The sequence below is a fragment of the Marinobacterium marisflavi genome, assembly GCF_982447095.1.
On record NZ_OZ457898.1, the window covers coordinates 2068272 to 2083517 of the forward strand.

18 protein-coding genes are annotated in these 15246 nt (G+C 52.7%); 3 read left to right on the forward strand and 15 right to left on the reverse strand.

The genetic code is table 11. The features are described 5' to 3' along the window. Nucleotides 1-30: 30 nt before the first annotated feature. Complete coding sequence (aptA, locus tag AC1WNR_RS10185; protein WP_481644380.1) at nt 31-1365, forward strand: omega-aminotransferase AptA; 1335 nt, start codon at nt 31-33, stop codon at nt 1363-1365. Between the two features lie 472 nt (nt 1366-1837). Here the strand turns inward: aptA and AC1WNR_RS10190 are convergent, their stop codons facing one another. From AC1WNR_RS10190 to AC1WNR_RS10245, 12 genes are all read right to left on the reverse strand, one after another. Next, nucleotides 1838-2617 carry a TatD family hydrolase gene (locus AC1WNR_RS10190; RefSeq protein WP_481644381.1) on the reverse strand — a complete coding sequence of 260 codons (780 nt, stop codon included), beginning with the start codon at nt 2615-2617 and terminating at the stop codon, nt 1838-1840. 44 nt (nt 2618-2661) lie between these two features. Then, nucleotides 2662-3012: a PilZ domain-containing protein gene (locus AC1WNR_RS10195; protein WP_481644382.1), complete on the reverse strand. Its 351-nt coding sequence runs from the start codon at nt 3010-3012 to the stop codon at nt 2662-2664. A gap of 4 nt (nt 3013-3016) precedes the next feature. Then, nucleotides 3017-4009 (reverse strand): DNA polymerase III subunit delta', encoded by a 993-nt coding sequence (locus tag AC1WNR_RS10200; RefSeq protein WP_481644383.1) that lies wholly within the window; start codon nt 4007-4009, stop codon nt 3017-3019. Further along, on the reverse strand, nt 4006-4632 hold the full coding sequence (gene tmk, locus AC1WNR_RS10205; RefSeq protein ID WP_481644384.1) for a dTMP kinase: 627 nt from the start codon (nt 4630-4632) through the stop codon (nt 4006-4008). Before tmk ends, AC1WNR_RS10200 begins: the two co-directional genes overlap by 4 nt. Continuing rightward, complete coding sequence (gene mltG / locus AC1WNR_RS10210) at nt 4632-5669, reverse strand: endolytic transglycosylase MltG (protein ID WP_481644385.1); 1038 nt, start codon at nt 5667-5669, stop codon at nt 4632-4634. Before mltG ends, tmk begins: the two co-directional genes overlap by 1 nt. Next, nucleotides 5662-6483: an aminodeoxychorismate lyase gene (pabC, locus tag AC1WNR_RS10215; RefSeq protein ID WP_481644386.1), complete on the reverse strand. Its 822-nt coding sequence runs from the start codon at nt 6481-6483 to the stop codon at nt 5662-5664. The genes mltG and pabC overlap by 8 nt, the downstream gene beginning before the upstream one ends. 50 nt (nt 6484-6533) lie before the next feature. Next, entirely contained in the window at nt 6534-7772 is a 1239-nt protein-coding gene (fabF, locus tag AC1WNR_RS10220; RefSeq protein WP_481644387.1) for a beta-ketoacyl-ACP synthase II, read from the reverse strand. Nucleotides 7773-7856: 84 nt separating this feature from the next. Beyond that, the gene (gene acpP / locus AC1WNR_RS10225) at nt 7857-8090 is read right to left on the reverse strand and encodes an acyl carrier protein (RefSeq protein WP_173481599.1); all 234 of its coding nucleotides are present in this window, start codon (nt 8088-8090) and stop codon (nt 7857-7859) included. Nucleotides 8091-8277: 187 nt separating this feature from the next. Then, the gene (gene fabG / locus AC1WNR_RS10230; protein ID WP_481644388.1) at nt 8278-9021 is read right to left on the reverse strand and encodes a 3-oxoacyl-ACP reductase FabG; all 744 of its coding nucleotides are present in this window, start codon (nt 9019-9021) and stop codon (nt 8278-8280) included. Nucleotides 9022-9030: 9 nt separating this feature from the next. After that, on the reverse strand, nt 9031-9972 hold the full coding sequence (fabD, locus tag AC1WNR_RS10235; protein WP_481644389.1) for an ACP S-malonyltransferase: 942 nt from the start codon (nt 9970-9972) through the stop codon (nt 9031-9033). Between the two features lie 128 nt (nt 9973-10100). Beyond that, a complete protein-coding gene (gene rpmF, locus AC1WNR_RS10240; RefSeq protein WP_481644390.1) occupies nt 10101-10283 on the reverse strand; it encodes a 50S ribosomal protein L32 in 183 nt (60 codons plus the stop codon). Nucleotides 10284-10310: 27 nt separating this feature from the next. Next, complete coding sequence (locus tag AC1WNR_RS10245; RefSeq protein WP_481644391.1) at nt 10311-10826, reverse strand: YceD family protein; 516 nt, start codon at nt 10824-10826, stop codon at nt 10311-10313. Between the two features lie 187 nt (nt 10827-11013). Here AC1WNR_RS10245 and AC1WNR_RS10250 point away from each other — a divergent pair, with 187 nt between their 5' ends. Further along, on the forward strand, nt 11014-11616 hold the full coding sequence (locus AC1WNR_RS10250) for a Maf family protein (RefSeq protein WP_481644392.1): 603 nt from the start codon (nt 11014-11016) through the stop codon (nt 11614-11616). Nucleotides 11617-12042: 426 nt separating this feature from the next. Here AC1WNR_RS10250 and sppA read toward each other — a convergent pair whose 3' ends face one another. Further along, complete coding sequence (sppA, locus tag AC1WNR_RS10255) at nt 12043-13056, reverse strand: signal peptide peptidase SppA (protein WP_481644393.1); 1014 nt, start codon at nt 13054-13056, stop codon at nt 12043-12045. Next, nucleotides 13053-13718 (reverse strand): HAD-IA family hydrolase, encoded by a 666-nt coding sequence (locus AC1WNR_RS10260; protein WP_481644394.1) that lies wholly within the window; start codon nt 13716-13718, stop codon nt 13053-13055. Before AC1WNR_RS10260 ends, sppA begins: the two co-directional genes overlap by 4 nt. Before the next feature lie 39 nt (nt 13719-13757). Here AC1WNR_RS10260 and AC1WNR_RS10265 point away from each other — a divergent pair, with 39 nt between their 5' ends. Then, complete coding sequence (locus tag AC1WNR_RS10265) at nt 13758-14477, forward strand: lytic transglycosylase domain-containing protein (RefSeq protein ID WP_481644395.1); 720 nt, start codon at nt 13758-13760, stop codon at nt 14475-14477. Here AC1WNR_RS10265 and AC1WNR_RS10270 read toward each other — a convergent pair. Further along, the gene (locus tag AC1WNR_RS10270) at nt 14456-14833 is read right to left on the reverse strand and encodes a PilZ domain-containing protein (RefSeq protein WP_481644396.1); all 378 of its coding nucleotides are present in this window, start codon (nt 14831-14833) and stop codon (nt 14456-14458) included. The two genes, AC1WNR_RS10265 and AC1WNR_RS10270, sit on opposite strands and share 22 nt — an antisense overlap. Between the last annotated feature and the right edge of the window lie 413 nt (nt 14834-15246).

Consider the following 15246-nt stretch of genomic DNA (forward strand, 5'->3'; position numbering starts at 1 on the left):
CTAGGATAAACGCTGTTTGAGATCTCATAGATGAACCAAGCTGAGCTTGCGGGTTTGACCCAAAATCAACTCGACTCATACTGGATGCCGTACACCGGCAACCGCGAATTCAAAGCTGACCCGCGCATTATTACCAGCGCCAAAGGAAACTACCTAACCGACGCTACAGGGCGTCAGGTACTCGACAGTCTCTCCGGGCTCTGGACCTGTGGTGCGGGACATAGCCGACCTGAGATCGCAGAAGCGGTTTATAAACAGCTCAACACCCTAGATTACGCACCGGGTTTTCAATTCGGACATCCACTTGCCTTCCAGCTATCCGAGCGGTTGGTAGACCTCGCACCCGCAGGTCTAAACCGAGTCTGTCTGACCAACTCCGGCTCTGAAGCAGCCGACACTGCTACCAAGATTGCTCGAGCCTACTGGCGCCAGTGTGGCCAAGGCTCAAAGACGAAAATTTTGGCACGCCAAAAGGGCTATCACGGAGCGAGTTGGGGCGGTATCAGTTTCGGCGGTATACCCGCCAATCGTAAGCTCTGGGGTCAAGGACTAGAGACCGACCTGCTCAACCACACCTGGCGCGCTGAATCCGCCTTTTCCAAGGGCATGCCAGAGCACGGTGCGGAGATGGCGGACGAGCTTGAGATGCTGATCGCTCTGCACGATGCCTCTAACGTAGCTGCCGTGATCGTTGAGCCCTTTTCCGGTTCCGCTGGCGTGATTGTGCCCCCTCAAGGCTATCTGCAACGCCTGAGGGAGATCTGCACTAAGCATAATATTCTTCTGATATTCGATGAGGTGATCACAGGCCTAGGACGCTCTGGTGCAACCTGGGGTGCCGATGCCTTTGGCGTAACGCCCGATATGCTCACCTTCGCTAAACAGGTCACTAATGGCGCTGTACCTCTTGGCGGTGTGCTGTTGCGCCAAGAGATATATGACGCATTTATGGCTAAGGGTGGCGCTACGCACGCAGTTGAGCTGCCGCACGGCTTTACCTATTCGGGTCACCCCGTTGCCTGTGCTGCTGCGATGGCGACCCTAGATATACTCGAGTCAGAAAAGTTAATTGATCGAGTTGCGCAAAGAGCGTCTGAGTTCGAGACCAAGATACACAGTCTCAAAGGCACCGAGCATATCGTCGATATCCGCAACTTTGGCTTCGCTGCTGGTATTACGCTATCACCTAAAGATGGAGATCCGACTCTGCGCCCTTATGAAGTCGCGCTGGAGTGTTGGAAGCGCGGTGTTTATGTCCGATGGGGTGGCGACACTCTGCAGTTTGGCCTACCGTTTCAGATAGAGTCTGAGGAGATGGATCGTATAGTGGCGACGGTGGCAGAGTCGATTGAGGCGTTAGGGTAGATCAGGCAACCTGCGACGCCGCTCTCGGACTTCCCAAGCCGTGGAGAACTGCCTTCCTGCGAACCCCGGCAGTGTGCTCCTGCACTGCCGGGATACAGTACATCCATGTACATAAAAAAGGGCGATCATATTGATCGCCCTGAAGTGCCCCTTACGGGGAGAACAACACTGGTAAGGACAGTGCAGGTTGCTTGTGCCATAACACTTTGCGGTCTGCACTGTTGACCTAATCTCGCTGTATGACCGAGGACTTAATGTCATTGGTTATAACGATAGAACAGATAATACGTATGAGAATCTCTTTTGGCAACCACAAACGCAAAAAACCCGCCGAGCTTATCGTCGGGGTATCGGGTGGATTCTTTGCTGGAACTTTTGTAGGAGCGATGTAGCGCGCAGCGCTATTTCGCGACAAAGAGTAGTGAGCAGGGTCGGGTAACACGCTTTGCGTATAACCCTCCTACACCAAACCCTACCCTGCGCGCTTAAACAGACGGTGGAAATTGTCGGCGGTGCGCTCAGCAACCTCCTCCACTGAGATGCCTTTCAGCTCTGCCACACAAGCTGCGACTTCGGCTACATAACCCGGCTGATTGGGTTTGCCGCGGTAAGGGATGGGCGCAAGATAGGGGGAATCAGTTTCGATCAACAGGCTCTCCATAGGCACCGCTTTTACCACCTCGCGCAGATCCGCTGCATTCTTAAAAGTGATAATCCCGGAGAAGGAGACCATGAAACCCATCTCAATAGAGCGCATCGCCATCTCGTGGGTCTCGGTGAAGCAGTGCATCACACCGGCACTGTTTGGATCTGAGTGCTCTGCCATCACCCGTAGTGTCTCCTCGCGCGCATCTCGCGTATGGATGATCACGGGTAGATCCAACTCGCTGCCGAGCTTGAGATGGTTGGCGAAACTCTCAACCTGCTGCTCTTTAGTATCAGCCGTGTAGTAGAAGTCGAGACCGGTCTCCCCTAGAGCCACTACGCGATCATTTGACGCTACCGCCTGACGTACAAAGGCCTCATCCCACGGGCTCTCAACCACATGACAGGGGTGCACACCGACTGAAGCGTAGACATCCTTCTGATCGGCAATCGCCTCTAGCATCTCAGGGTAGAGATTAAAGTCTATACCAACACAGAGCATCTTATGTACGCCGCGCCCGCGAGCGTCATCGAGAATATTGCTCAGGGAGTTGTCATGTTTAGAGAGGTCGAGTCTGTCTAGATGACAGTGAGAATCGATATACATAGGAGCGCAATGAGACCTGTATTAAGCGCTTCAATAAAGCGCTCTTAAAGTGTATTGGTACGACGACCGGAGGCCAAAGCCCCGGCTAGGTAGGTCTCAATTTTACCAACAAGGGCCGCATCATCGCTAGAGAGCTGAATACCGATTCCAGGAGTTTTGCCACCCTGCGCCCCTTTCGGGGTCACCCAGACCACTTTGCCGGCCACTGGAATTTTATCGGGCTCTTCCATCAGAGTTAGCAACATAAACACCTCCTCACCGAGCTGGTAGGAGCGTGTTGTGGGAATAAACAGACCGCCGCTACCGATGAACGGCATGTAGGCGCGGTACAGATCTTCCTTATTGCTAACGGTCAGCGACAAGATGCCGTGACTGATCCTTGGCATAATGGCCATAGTTCTAGTCCGTCTGAGTCAAACTCTTCCAGTCCATAAACAGCTTCTCTAAAAGCAGCTGCTTATTGGGGTTTTGATGATACATCAGGGCTGCACGCTCCTGATGTATCTGATCGTTAAGTTTAAAGATAGCATCTGATTGGCAGCGTTTCGCTAAAGCGGTGACTAATTTTGCCATATCCAAGTTTGTTCTCGGACCCTCAGCTCCTGCAAGCTGCAGATGAATCACATCACTCATCAGTGTTCCCCACCAATTGAGCATCAATGCGACGTCCTCTTTCTGCAGTTGCTCGGCGAGCGTTAATGGGCTCTGGCGATTGCGAATCAGGTCCGCCAGCCCAGTCAAGAATTTGGCCCTAAGGTCTTTGACACCACTAAGCTTCCAGTCACGTGCCAACAGCGGCGCACCCTGAGCTAAGGCTAGAAACTTACCGGCCTCATCTTCACTAATCTGAGCCTCAGCAGCGAGCCAACTCGTTGCTTCAGCGGGTTGAGGTCCAGGGAAGTCGATACGCTGACAACGACTACGAATAGTCGGCATTACTTTACCCAACTGATCAACCACCAACATAATCAGTGTTGCATCGCCCGGCTCCTCAAGCGTCTTGAGGATCGCGTTTGCAGCCGCAACGTTCATCTCTTCGGCGGGGTGGACAATCAATATCCTGTACCCGCCCTGCTGAGCTGTGCCATGTAGCTTGTCGATCATCTCGCGCACAGGATCGACCTTAATCACCTTGCCCTCTTCCTCGGGAGAGAGGCGCAACAGGTCTGGATGACTGCCACCTTTGATCAGCTCACAGGATTTACAACGACCGCAGGCGGCGCCATCCGAGGGTGCGTGACACAGCAGTCCAGCACCAATGGCCTCAGCGAACTGGACCTTACCTACACCCTTAGCGCCAGCAAAGAGCATCGCATGCGGCAAACGCCCTTCAGCCTGCTGTTTCACTAGTCGTTGCCAGAGTGGCCGATGCCAAGGAAGAACAGCGTTCATCGGCCAACTCCTAACGTCTGCAGGGCTGCTGCGATCTGCTCCTGCACCTGCTCGAGAGCGGGAGCGGCATCGATTATAACGACACGATTGGGGTCTGCTTGAGCTCTAGCCAAGTACGCACTGCGCACCGCCTCAAAAAAACTCATCTGCTCTTGCTCAAACCGATCAAGTTCCGCTCGAGCTCGCGCACGCGCCATACCTACTTCAACAGGAAGGTCGAGCAAGAGAGTCATATCCGCTTTGATGTCGCTGAGAACCAACTGCTCCAGGGCTGCGATGACGTTAAGGTCCATCGCACGGCCACCCCCCTGGTACGCGTATGTAGCATCAATAAATCGGTCACAGAGCACCCAGGCACCGCGCTCAAGCGCAGGCTTTATCAGTTGCTCTAGGTGCTGTGCTCGGGCAGCAAAGACCAGCAGCAACTCAGACAGCTCGCAGATAGGCTCATCGGAGGGGGTCAGTAGCAGTTCGCGGATCTTCTCAGCGACCTCGGTACCACCGGGTTCGCGAGTCACCACTAGATCGACACCCGCAGACTCTAGCTGCTGCTGGATAAATGCTAGGTTAGTCGACTTACCAACACCTTCACCGCCTTCAACGGTGATTAGCTTGCCTCTCATCAATTCGCCTCTGGTGTGGAGCGGTAATCTTTACGCCGCTTTAACTGGTACTCGCGCACGGCACGGTTGTGGTCATCAAGGGTATCAGAAAACTGATGCGAACCATCGCCTTTGGCTACAAAGAAGAGCGCAGTACCCTCTGCAGGATTTAGCGCGGCCTCTATCGCCTCCTCACCCACAGTCGAGATCGGCGTGGGGGGCAGCCCTTTGATGACATACGTGTTGAACTCGGTCTTCTCACGCAGATTCTTACGGGTCAGGTTACCTGTGTAGCGGTCACCCATACCATAGATAACAGTCGGGTCAGTCTGAAGGCGCATCTTCTTGTTGAGTCTGCGGATAAACACCCCCGCGATATCTGGGCGTTCACTACTTAGCCCAGTCTCTTTCTCAACGATTGATGCCAGTGTCAGAGCCTCATATGGGCTTTTCAGAGGCAATTTAGTATCGCGCGCTTGCCAATGTTTATCGAGCGTATCCAGCAGCATTCGATGCGCTCTTAACAGCAGCTCACGGTCGCTCATACCCGTCTCAAACTGGTAGGTTTCAGCCAGAAACAGCCCCTCTGCAGAGGGGAAATCAAGCTCTAGCTCGGCCGCTAACTCTTGCGCACTATTCGCGTTGAGCTCTTTCACCAAAATTTCATCCTGACGCAAGCGCGCCAGCATCTGTGGAATCGTATTTCCCTCAATCAGAGTAAAACGATACTGAATCGCCTCACCTCTATTGATACGCTGCAGCAGATCCATCAAAGTATCTTGCGCCATCACGCGATACTCACCTGCTTTCAGTCCTGTCAGTTCAGGGCGCAGCTTGAACAAACCACGTAACCAGCGAGCGTCTTCAATCCAGCCTCGCTGCTCCAGCGTCTGAGCTAACTGATAGGCTGAGGTACCACGCTCCACTTTTAAAACGCTATCCTCACTCAACTCCAATGGCTGCTGGGGTAGCGCTAGAAGCTGCTGGTAGCCCCAATAGGCGACGCCTGCGCCGACCGCTGCTATCAAGGTTAGCGCTAAAAAAAACTTCTTAATCATAGAGAACTCGTGCCAGGTCAGCCTGTAACTGCCCCGTAAATGTTTTGCTACCCACAGCATACTGGTTTTGAGCCAAAGCTTTAACCGGCAATATACCTTCAGCACTGTTACAGAAGAAGAGCTCATCGGCCAAGTTCAACACATCAGGAGTTTCACGCACCTCATGCACTGCCAGCCCCTGTTGCTGAGCGAGACGAATCACTGCCGAGCGCATGGCCCCGCGGATACCGCTTCGATTCAGATCGGGCGTAAACAGTTTGCCTTGCTTGACCCAAAAGAGATTGGAACGGGTACCCCCAACCAGAACACCTGATGTATCAAGCATTACACCTTCACGTATACCCGGATCACGCCATTCGGCGCGCGCTAACACCTGTGCCATCCGATTGAGATGTTTGATTCCCGCTAATCTTGGCTGAATCGCCAAAGGCGTCACACACAAGATCGCCTCTACGCCCTCAACCGGCGGCTCAGAAAAATGACAGGGCTCAATCTGCAGGATACGTGTTGGCTGCAGATCTACAGGCGTAACCAGGCTATTTGAGCCCAGCCCAGCGGTTAGAGTGATACGTAAGCTTAGGTCCGCTTTGGGAATCAGACCGAGGTCACGCTTAACTAACTTCTCTACTGCATTTATGTGGAACCCAAGCGCACTGCAGCCGTGCTGTAACAGCGCCATATGCTCGCGCCAGAGTTGTGTCTTACCAGCCACAACTTTGACCCGCGTGCTAACGCCCTGACCAAAATTTAGTCCACGATCGGATGAGGCCAGAGTTCGTGTGGCGCTACCGTTAATAAGCGTGAGAGGTTGCATCAGGTCTAAAATCAATCAGGCCGAGAGCTCCCCTCGGCCCGACATTGGCTTTAGATGCGGTTGAAAACCAACGTACCGTTGGTGCCGCCAAAGCCGAAGGAGTTAGAGATAGCGGCCTCAAGTTTGGCCTGCTGTGCTTCATGCGCCACGTAGTTGAGGTCACAACCTTCGGAAGGGTTGTCAAGGTTGATCGTTGGTGGAGCAACCTGATCCCGCAGCGCCAGCACGCAGAAGGCCGCCTCAACAGAGCCTGCAGCACCAAGCAGGTGACCAATCATCGACTTAGTCGAACTCATGCGCACCGATTTAGCTGCATCACCCATGACGCGCTTAGCTGCATTAGATTCGGCAATATCACCCGCCGGTGTAGAGGTACCATGAGCATTGATGTAACCGATCTGCTCTACAGCAAGACCCGAGTCTTTGATCGCGTTGCTCATGGAGAGCGCCGCGCCTGCACCATCTTCTGGTGGTGACGTCATGTGGAAGGCGTCATCGCTCATACCAAAGCCACTGAGTTCACAGTAGATGTGCGCGCCACGCGCCTTGGCGTGCTCGTAAGACTCCAACACCATCATGCCAGCACCATCGCCAAGCACGAAACCGTCGCGATCGCGATCCCAAGGTCGGCTAGCCGCTTGCGGGTTGTCGTTGCGAGTAGAGAGAGCACGCGCTGCTGCGAAACCACCCAGGCCCAGAGGCGTGGTGGCCATCTCAGCACCACCCGCCACCATCACATCAGCGTCGCCATACTGGATCATGCGCATTGCATGCCCGATGTTGTGCGTACCCGTAGTACAGGCAGTGGTAATAGCGATATTTGGACCGCGGAAGCCGTATTTGATCGCCAGGTTACCGGCAATCATATTGATAATACTGCCAGGCACAAAGAATGGAGAGATACGGCGAGGACCTGAGTTGTTTAGCGTGTCGTGAGTCGCCTCAATCATTGGCAAACCACCAATACCTGAACCGATCGCACAGCCGATACGTGGAGCGTTCTCTTCAGTAACCTCTAGTTTGGCATCCTCAACCGCCTGAATCGCAGCGACCATGCCGTACTGAATAAACAGATCCATCTTGCGAGCTTCTTTGGGGTTGAGGTAGGGCTCAAGCTCAAAGTTCTTCACCGATGAAGAGAAACGAGTACCGAAGCTCGATGCATCAAAATGGCTAATATCAGCCGCACCGCTTACGCCGGCAAGAATGTTCTTCCAAGTATCTTCTACGTTATTACCAACGGGAGTCAGCAGACCCAGTCCGGTGACAACGACTCTCTTACGAGTCATTAGCGATCCTCCATCACGCCTTAAACAGAAAAGCCGCAACTACACTAGGCAATTGCGGCTTCAGAACCATACAGGGTGGTTCGATTACTGGTTAGCGTTTACGTAATCGATAGCCAACTGAACAGTAGTGATCTTCTCTGCTTCTTCGTCAGGAATTTCAGTCTCGAATTCCTCTTCCAGAGCCATAACCAGCTCTACAGTGTCCAGAGAGTCAGCGCCAAGATCTTCAACGAAAGAAGCTTCGTTGGTAACTTCTTCTTCTTTTACGCCCAGCTGTTCAGCGATAATTTTCTTAACGCGATCTTCAATATTGCTCATATCGATTCCTATAGTGTTTCTAATCCCATCGCATCCCAGGTGCACTGGGATTGATAAATTTTGCCGTAATTCTTGTCTGCATCCACTGCTCGCAAGCGACAACGTTTTTCAACTGGAGGCAATTATCCTGAAATCGGGGAAAATTACAATCTTTAGATGCTTAATTCTCCCAATCACCTCCAGAGTTTTAGCCCATGTACATGCCGCCGTTTACATGCACTGTTTCACCGGTCACATAACCGCCCGCTTCGCTGCAGAGGAAACCGACAACTGCAGCCACCTCTTCCGGCTGACCTAGCCGTGACAGGGAGATCTGCGACTGCAGCATCTCTTTATGCGCTTCAGGAAGCTCAGCAGTCATATCGGTAGCGATGAAACCTGGCGCCACACAATTAGCAGTCACATTACGGCTACCGATTTCGCGCGCTAACGCACGAGTAAAACCTTCCATGCCTGATTTCGCCGCAGCGTAGTTGGCTTGACCGGCATTACCCATGGAGGCAACCACAGAGCTGACGCTGACGATTCGACCCCAACGCGCTTTTGTCATACCACGCAGAACCGACTTAACCATACGGTAAACTGAGTTGAGGTTGGTATTAATTACACCGTCCCACTCATCGTCTTTCATGCGCATCATCAAGTTATCACGCGTGATGCCGGCATTGTTGACCAGAATAGTCACGGCGCCGAAATCCTCTTGGATCTGTTTCATGCAGCTTTCAACAGACTCGGCATCCGACACGTTGAGCACGTACCCTTTGCCCGGATTACCTGCAGCGGCAAGGTACTCAGAGATCGCTGCAGCGCCGTTTTCACTCGTTGCAGTACCAACAACCGTGGCACCCTGGGCAGCGAGGTTCTCAGCAATCGCTTTACCGATGCCACGTGTTGCGCCGGTCACCAGCGCGATTTTGTTCTCAAGACTCATAGCAATTCCTTACGCATTTAGCAGCTCAAGCGCTTTCGCCAGACCCGCCACATCGCCTATATTGGCGATATTAAGGGCGCGATCAACTTTCTTATTCAGACCCGAGAGGACCTTACCTGGCCCACACTCGATCAAGGTTTCAACACCCGTCGCCTGCATCGCCTGCACAGACTCGGTCCAACGTACCGGGCTATAGAGCTGACGGACTAACAGGTCACGCAACTCGGCAACATCATTGGCGGTCGCCGCATTCACGTTGTGGATCAGACTGATGGCTGGCATGCGCACATCAATGTTCGCTAGCGCCTCGCCAAGTTTTTCAGCAGCAGGCTGCATCAGCGCACAGTGTGAAGGTACAGATACTGGGAGCTCAACGGCACGCTTGGCGCCAGCTTCTTTACAGGCCTCCACACCACGCGCAACCGCGGCTTTCTGTCCGGCGATGACAACCTGACCTGGGCAGTTGAAGTTAACTGCAGAGACGACCTCCCCCTGAGCTGCTGCTTCACAGGCAGCAACCACATCAGCATCGGCCAGACCCAAGATAGCGGCCATCGCACCGCTACCCGCTGGTACTGCTGCCTGCATCAACTGACCGCGCAGCTGTACAAGCTTCACACCATCTGCGAAGTCAATCGCTCCCGCACAAACTAGGGCTGAATATTCACCCAAGCTATGACCAGCAACAGTGGCTGGAGTCTCACCACCCTGCTGTTGCCACAAACGCCACAAGGCTACGCTCGACGTGAGTAGAGCAGGCTGGGTATTTTCAGTTGAGTTCAGATCAGCTTCTGGCCCCTGCTGGACCATAGACCAGAGATCAAAACCCAGAGCTTCTGACGCTTCGGCGAAAATCTCTTGAATAATGCTGTGTTCAGCAGCTAGGTCGCCGAGCATGCCGAGCTGCTGTGAGCCCTGACCCGGGAAAACCAATGCTAAAGATTGGGACATAACTTCCTCTGCATAGATGGTGCGGTAAATCGCATGGTGAAATCTGCCCGCCAGTTTACATCATCTGGCGCTAGAAATAGAAACGGGGACCGAAGTCCCCGTTTACATAGCCGATTACAGCAGCGAGATTACTCTTCGCCTTTAGCTGCAACAACCTGACGGCCGCGGTAGAAACCGTCAGCGCTTACGTGGTGACGACGGTGAATTTCACCTGTGGCCTGGTCTACCGATAGAGTTGGGTTACCCAGCGCATCGTGTGAACGACGCATGTCGCGACGTGAGCGTGACTTCTTGCTTTTCTGTACTGCCATTGTTAGTTAACTCCTAATCAATCTCTGTTAGCGTTTCTGTTTTAGAGACGCCAACACACTAAAGGGGTTGGGTTTCTCATCCGCCTCGCTCTGTTGCACTTCGTCCTCTCCGTAAGAGAGTTGTACGCTGCAATCCTCGTGGTAAGCCACCGCTGGCAGAGTGAGGATCAACTCCTCTTCAACCAGTGAAGCTAGCACCACATCCTCTTCAACCAGCAGAGGATCATAGTAGCGAGGCAGGTTCTTAGCCTGTTCTTCGTTCAGTACTACCGCCAAACTAAATTCAGCTTCCAGCTCAACCTCAACCGGTTCAAGACAACGCTGACACTGCTGTCTTACCCGTGCTTTGGCCTGACCGGTAACAGTCCGGAGTTTCTGCTCATCGAGTGCGAAGGCTAGCTCAACGCTAACTTCGCCCTCATCATCAACCAGCAGCGATAACAGTTCGGGCATCGATTTAAGCTCGACACTACCCTGCAACTGCACCTCTCGCTCGGCGAGTTTTCGAGGATCAACTCTTTTCGGTAAGGGGCCGTACGACATAAGCGCGCAATTCTAGGGATGTCGAGTGCCGGTGTAAAGTGAAAGCTGGCTTTTTTACTGCTAATCTGGCGCTAGTTTAGCATTTTGTAGCGAATTAACGGACAGAGGGATGCCTAGCTAACCTCAATTCGAGATTGATACGCCTGAAACAGCCTATTCACATATCAATACCCTTTTTTGAGTCATCATGAAAATTCACACACCAGAGATAATCCTCGCCTCAAGCTCCGCCTACCGTAGAGAGCTGCTATCGCGGCTAGTGAAATTCTTTGATATATCCTCACCTAATATTGACGAATCGATTTTAAGAAACGAAAACCCTCATGACTATGTATCTCGCTTAGCCCGCGAGAAAGCACAAGCAGTAGCTGATTCCGGACCTAGCGGACTCATCATCGGTAGTGATCAAACTGCAGTGACAGATACCGGCATTCTGGGCAAACCCGGTGGATTTGATCGAGCAGTTGAGCAACTGACTCAATGTAGCGGTAAAGAGGTAAGGTTTCTGACAGGTCTAGCGTTGCTCGATACAGAATCGGGACGCACTGAGGTCGAGGTAGACGAAGTAATCGTGCGGTTTCGTCAACTGACACCCCTTGAGATTGAGAACTATCTACTAGCAGAGCAGCCCTACGATTGTGCGGGCAGCTTCAAATGCGAAGGCTTGGGTATCTCTCTGTTTGAGTCTATCGAATCTAGCGATCCAAACTCTTTGATAGGCCTACCTCTTATTCGACTGAATAAGATGCTAATTCGGTTTGGGTACAATCCGCTTCTGCACCAAGGTTAATTTACCGGTAACTTTTCAGGGCAAGCCCACCGGCGAGGAGGGTTATCGAACGCGCTCGAGTCTGCCGCGCGCTTGCTCCTGCGTCGCGCGGCATACCGTCCATCCATGGACATATCCCTGAGCGCTCCGTGGCTGTTCCATACGGCCAAGGGTTCGAAAACCCTTCTACCCAGCAAGTTCAGCCCACAGGATCCCTAGGCTATGTGATCGCATCTAACCGAGGCTAACTCAGATCGAGGCTGTTGCGGCCGAACTAGGGTCTGAAGACCCTTGGCGGTAGGGAACCGCCACGGAGCGACCAGGGATATGTCTAAGGATAGACGGTATACCGCGCGACGCAGGAGCAAGCGCGCGGTGGGCTAGAGCGAGTCTGAAGCCCCTAGTTCGGTTGCGACAGCCGCGGATACTGATGAAATCGAGTTTTAATCACTTAATTGGAGATGTGGCAGAAAACCCAAGCTGATTAATAACGGCAGTTGCGACGCCGAGTCCGAAACGTTCTGCCAGTTGCTCGATTGGGCTCGCCTTACGTGAGTAGTCGATCAACTTTTCGATATCGAGCTTGTCGCGCGCTAGCGCTGAGGAGCTTGAGAGACCATCGATAAGGCCGAGCTCCACGGCTTGTTCGCCGGTCCAGATAAGGCCTGAGAAGATGCGTGGATCATCTTTGAGTCGATCACCACGACCCTGTTTGACCTGATCAATAAACTGCTGATGCGTTGTCGCCAGCACCGTTTGCCAGAACTCTTTTTGGTCCTGTTGCAGTGGCTGGAAGGGATCTAGCAGCGCCTTGCTCTCGCCAGAGGAGAGCGCACGGCGCTCTATGCCAAGTTTATCCATCAGGCCGACAAAGCCAAAACCTGAGGAGATAACACCAATGGAGCCGACCAGAGAGGCTTTATCAGCGTAGATCTCGTCAGCTGCAGCAGCGATATAGTAGGCACCTGAGGCGCCCATATCGGTAATGACAGCGTAGGCGGGCTTGTCAGGATAGAGCGTACGCAGGCGTTTTATCTCGTCGTAGACATAGCCTGATTGGACCGGCGAGCCGCCAGGGCTGTTGATGCGCAGTATGACTGCTTTGGAATTTTCCGCCTCAAAGGCGCGTCGCAACGACCAGATTAGGCTATCGGCGTTCGCTTCGGCACTGGAGGCGATAGCCCCTTTGACCTCAACAATGCCGACATGGTCGGGCTCGGTGAAACTATCTGTGGTGAAGTTCTGTTGCCACAGCAGATAGCCGGCGATGCCGAAGAGGTAGAGAAAGGTAAGCGACTTAAAAAAGATACCCCAGCGGCGCGAAGCGCGCTGCTCTTTCATGACCGAGTTAGCCCACTTGTGCAGTAGTCGCTCCTCGTCGCTCTGTGTTGTATCACGGCTTGCCTGAGCGCGTTCTGCTCTTGCTAGCTGATTAGACGGGCCCCAAGGGTCCTGATTCATACCTCTATCCTCTGTCGATCCTGAATCCAATCTATAAAGTCTACGAAACTATCAACCCTATGGGTCGGTTGAGCCTGCTCTAAACGACTCAACTCATGAGCACCATAGGTTACTGCTAGCGCATCCATACCGGCGTTCGTTGCCATATTTAAATCATAGTCGGTATCGCCGATCATGAGCGCCGAATCGACTGAAACCTTGGTATGAGCCAAAATTTCCTCAAGCATCCTTGGATGCGGCTTAGAGCGCGTCTCGTCAGCACAGCGGGTAACTTCGAACAGATGTCCAAGTCCTGTCTCCTGCATCACTCTGTCGAGCCCGCGGCGGCTCTTACCTGTCGCAACAGCCAATCTGAAGCCGCGAGCGCGTAAGTGCTCTAACCCCTCTGCAACCGCATGAAATAGCGCTGTCGGAGTTTCGTCTAGCTCAAGATAGTGCCGAATGTAGGCCTGCGCCAGAGCATCCACTTGTGTGCTATTCAGTTCAGGCATTACCTGCTCAATCGCCTCTTTAAGACCCAATCCAATGATATTGCGTACATCCTCGTCAGGAGGAATACGCAGACCTAGCTCGCGAGCACCGCCTTTAAAACTGGAGATAATGCGACCGGTTGAGTCGATAAGTGTTCCATCCCAATCGAAAATCAGTAGTTGATAGGACAACTGCCCTCTCCCTTTCTTAGTATGTGCTATAACTGTGGCATGTATAGATGGACACCCACTCTTGCGCTTAACGCTAAAGCCGTAGGCCAAGCCACAATTCTTGCGACCCTACTGCTTGCTGGAGTAGCTCAGGCCGAGATCGTTAAACGCACTCTGCCCGACGGTCGAGTCGAGTATACCAATGTCCCCTCCAAATCGGGCAAGACCAAGGGCGACACCATCTATAAGTACCGCAACAAACTGGGGATTCTCTCGTTTAGTGATCGCAAACCAACTGGCAATTTAGACTTCGAGGTGATGCGTTTTGACTGCTTCGCTTGCCGCGCTCAGCCGGGCGTAAATTGGCAAACAACGCCTCTAAACTTGCAGAGCTATCGTGACCAGACTCGCACTTTGGCGCGCGTCACCGGCGTCGATGAAGCACTTATCCGCGCGGTAATTCATGCAGAATCTGCATTTAACGCCGGTGCAATCTCATCCAAAGGCGCTACCGGGCTAATGCAATTGATGCCGGCTACGGCAGCGGACCTGGGGGTAGATGATCGTTTAGATCCGAGCAAGAACATCGCCGGCGGTAGTCGCTACCTGGAGCAGCTGCTCGCGATCTACGATGGGGATGAGAGACTGGCTACCGCGGCTTACAATGCCGGCCCCGGTGCCGTAGCGCGCTACTCAGGAATACCCCCCTACACTGAAACTCAGAACTATGTCAGCCGAGTTCAGATTCTGCGGGGCCGCTATGCACGGGCGCTCGACTGAGCCATGCCTGTCGCCAGACGTTCATAAACAAAGCGCTGCACTATATCTGATTGATGCTCGGGAATAGAGCTCCAGCGCAGTCCCATTACACATCGACTCTGCCGTTCGCGTCGCTGATAGACCACTCGACAGAAGGTGTGAATCGGACAGCCATCTAAACCAAAGTGCAGGTTGAACTCCATGGGAGCGCCACTGGCGACAGACTTCAAACCCATCAACTGCTCATCCCCGACTATCTGACAGCCAGAGATCGACAGATCGACGATCTGGACGTTGATGCTGTCACCAAAGAGCATGTGCACCTCAGCTGCGATCTCACAATTTACTCGAGGGGCAATACGACGGTCAGACTGCATTTGCATCTCCAAACTTGGAAAGATACTCACATTATAGGCGCTGCCTAGAAGTATAGGTGGCAAACTGCAGGCAATAAAAAACCGCAATCCGAATTAAGGGGGAGATTTCGGATTGCGGCTAGCGTAGTTACCGCTAATTTTTTGGAGGCTTCAAGCTGGCAGAAAAACTAAACAACCTTTTACAGTTCAACCTTTTACAGTTGGGTCTGCAACCTAGTGCACACCGGTGTGGTAATGCTGCTCAGTTGAATGCTTGCTTGTAAACTATAGACCATCTACGTGGCCTTAAAGTTCCGAAGAAATCAAAAAAAATCAAAAAAAATTTAAAAACAACCTAGATATGGTCCTAAGCTGTTGAATTGATTCATATAAAAAAATTTAAAATTTTCTTATCAGCAAGCGGCCTTGGATAT

Coding starts and splice junctions, on each gene's coding strand:
- pabC (WP_481644386.1), bottom strand. CDS start 6,483: ATGCAACCTCTCACGCTTATTAACGGTAGCGCCACACGAACTCTGGCC.
- AC1WNR_RS10245 (WP_481644391.1), bottom strand. CDS start 10,826: ATGTCGTACGGCCCCTTACCGAAAAGAGTTGATCCTCGAAAACTCGCC.
- fabG (WP_481644388.1), bottom strand. CDS start 9,021: ATGAGTCTTGAGAACAAAATCGCGCTGGTGACCGGCGCAACACGTGGC.
- acpP (WP_173481599.1), bottom strand. CDS start 8,090: ATGAGCAATATTGAAGATCGCGTTAAGAAAATTATCGCTGAACAGCTG.
- fabD (WP_481644389.1), bottom strand. CDS start 9,972: ATGTCCCAATCTTTAGCATTGGTTTTCCCGGGTCAGGGCTCACAGCAG.
- aptA (WP_481644380.1), top strand. CDS start 31: ATGAACCAAGCTGAGCTTGCGGGTTTGACCCAAAATCAACTCGACTCA.
- AC1WNR_RS10270 (WP_481644396.1), bottom strand. CDS start 14,833: ATGCAGTCTGACCGTCGTATTGCCCCTCGAGTAAATTGTGAGATCGCA.
- fabF (WP_481644387.1), bottom strand. CDS start 7,772: ATGACTCGTAAGAGAGTCGTTGTCACCGGACTGGGTCTGCTGACTCCC.
- mltG (WP_481644385.1), bottom strand. CDS start 5,669: ATGATTAAGAAGTTTTTTTTAGCGCTAACCTTGATAGCAGCGGTCGGC.
- AC1WNR_RS10200 (WP_481644383.1), bottom strand. CDS start 4,009: ATGAACGCTGTTCTTCCTTGGCATCGGCCACTCTGGCAACGACTAGTG.
- AC1WNR_RS10190 (WP_481644381.1), bottom strand. CDS start 2,617: ATGTATATCGATTCTCACTGTCATCTAGACAGACTCGACCTCTCTAAA.
- AC1WNR_RS10250 (WP_481644392.1), top strand. CDS start 11,014: ATGAAAATTCACACACCAGAGATAATCCTCGCCTCAAGCTCCGCCTAC.
- AC1WNR_RS10195 (WP_481644382.1), bottom strand. CDS start 3,012: ATGGCCATTATGCCAAGGATCAGTCACGGCATCTTGTCGCTGACCGTT.
- AC1WNR_RS10265 (WP_481644395.1), top strand. CDS start 13,758: ATGTATAGATGGACACCCACTCTTGCGCTTAACGCTAAAGCCGTAGGC.
- tmk (WP_481644384.1), bottom strand. CDS start 4,632: ATGAGAGGCAAGCTAATCACCGTTGAAGGCGGTGAAGGTGTTGGTAAG.
- rpmF (WP_481644390.1), bottom strand. CDS start 10,283: ATGGCAGTACAGAAAAGCAAGAAGTCACGCTCACGTCGCGACATGCGT.
- sppA (WP_481644393.1), bottom strand. CDS start 13,056: ATGAATCAGGACCCTTGGGGCCCGTCTAATCAGCTAGCAAGAGCAGAA.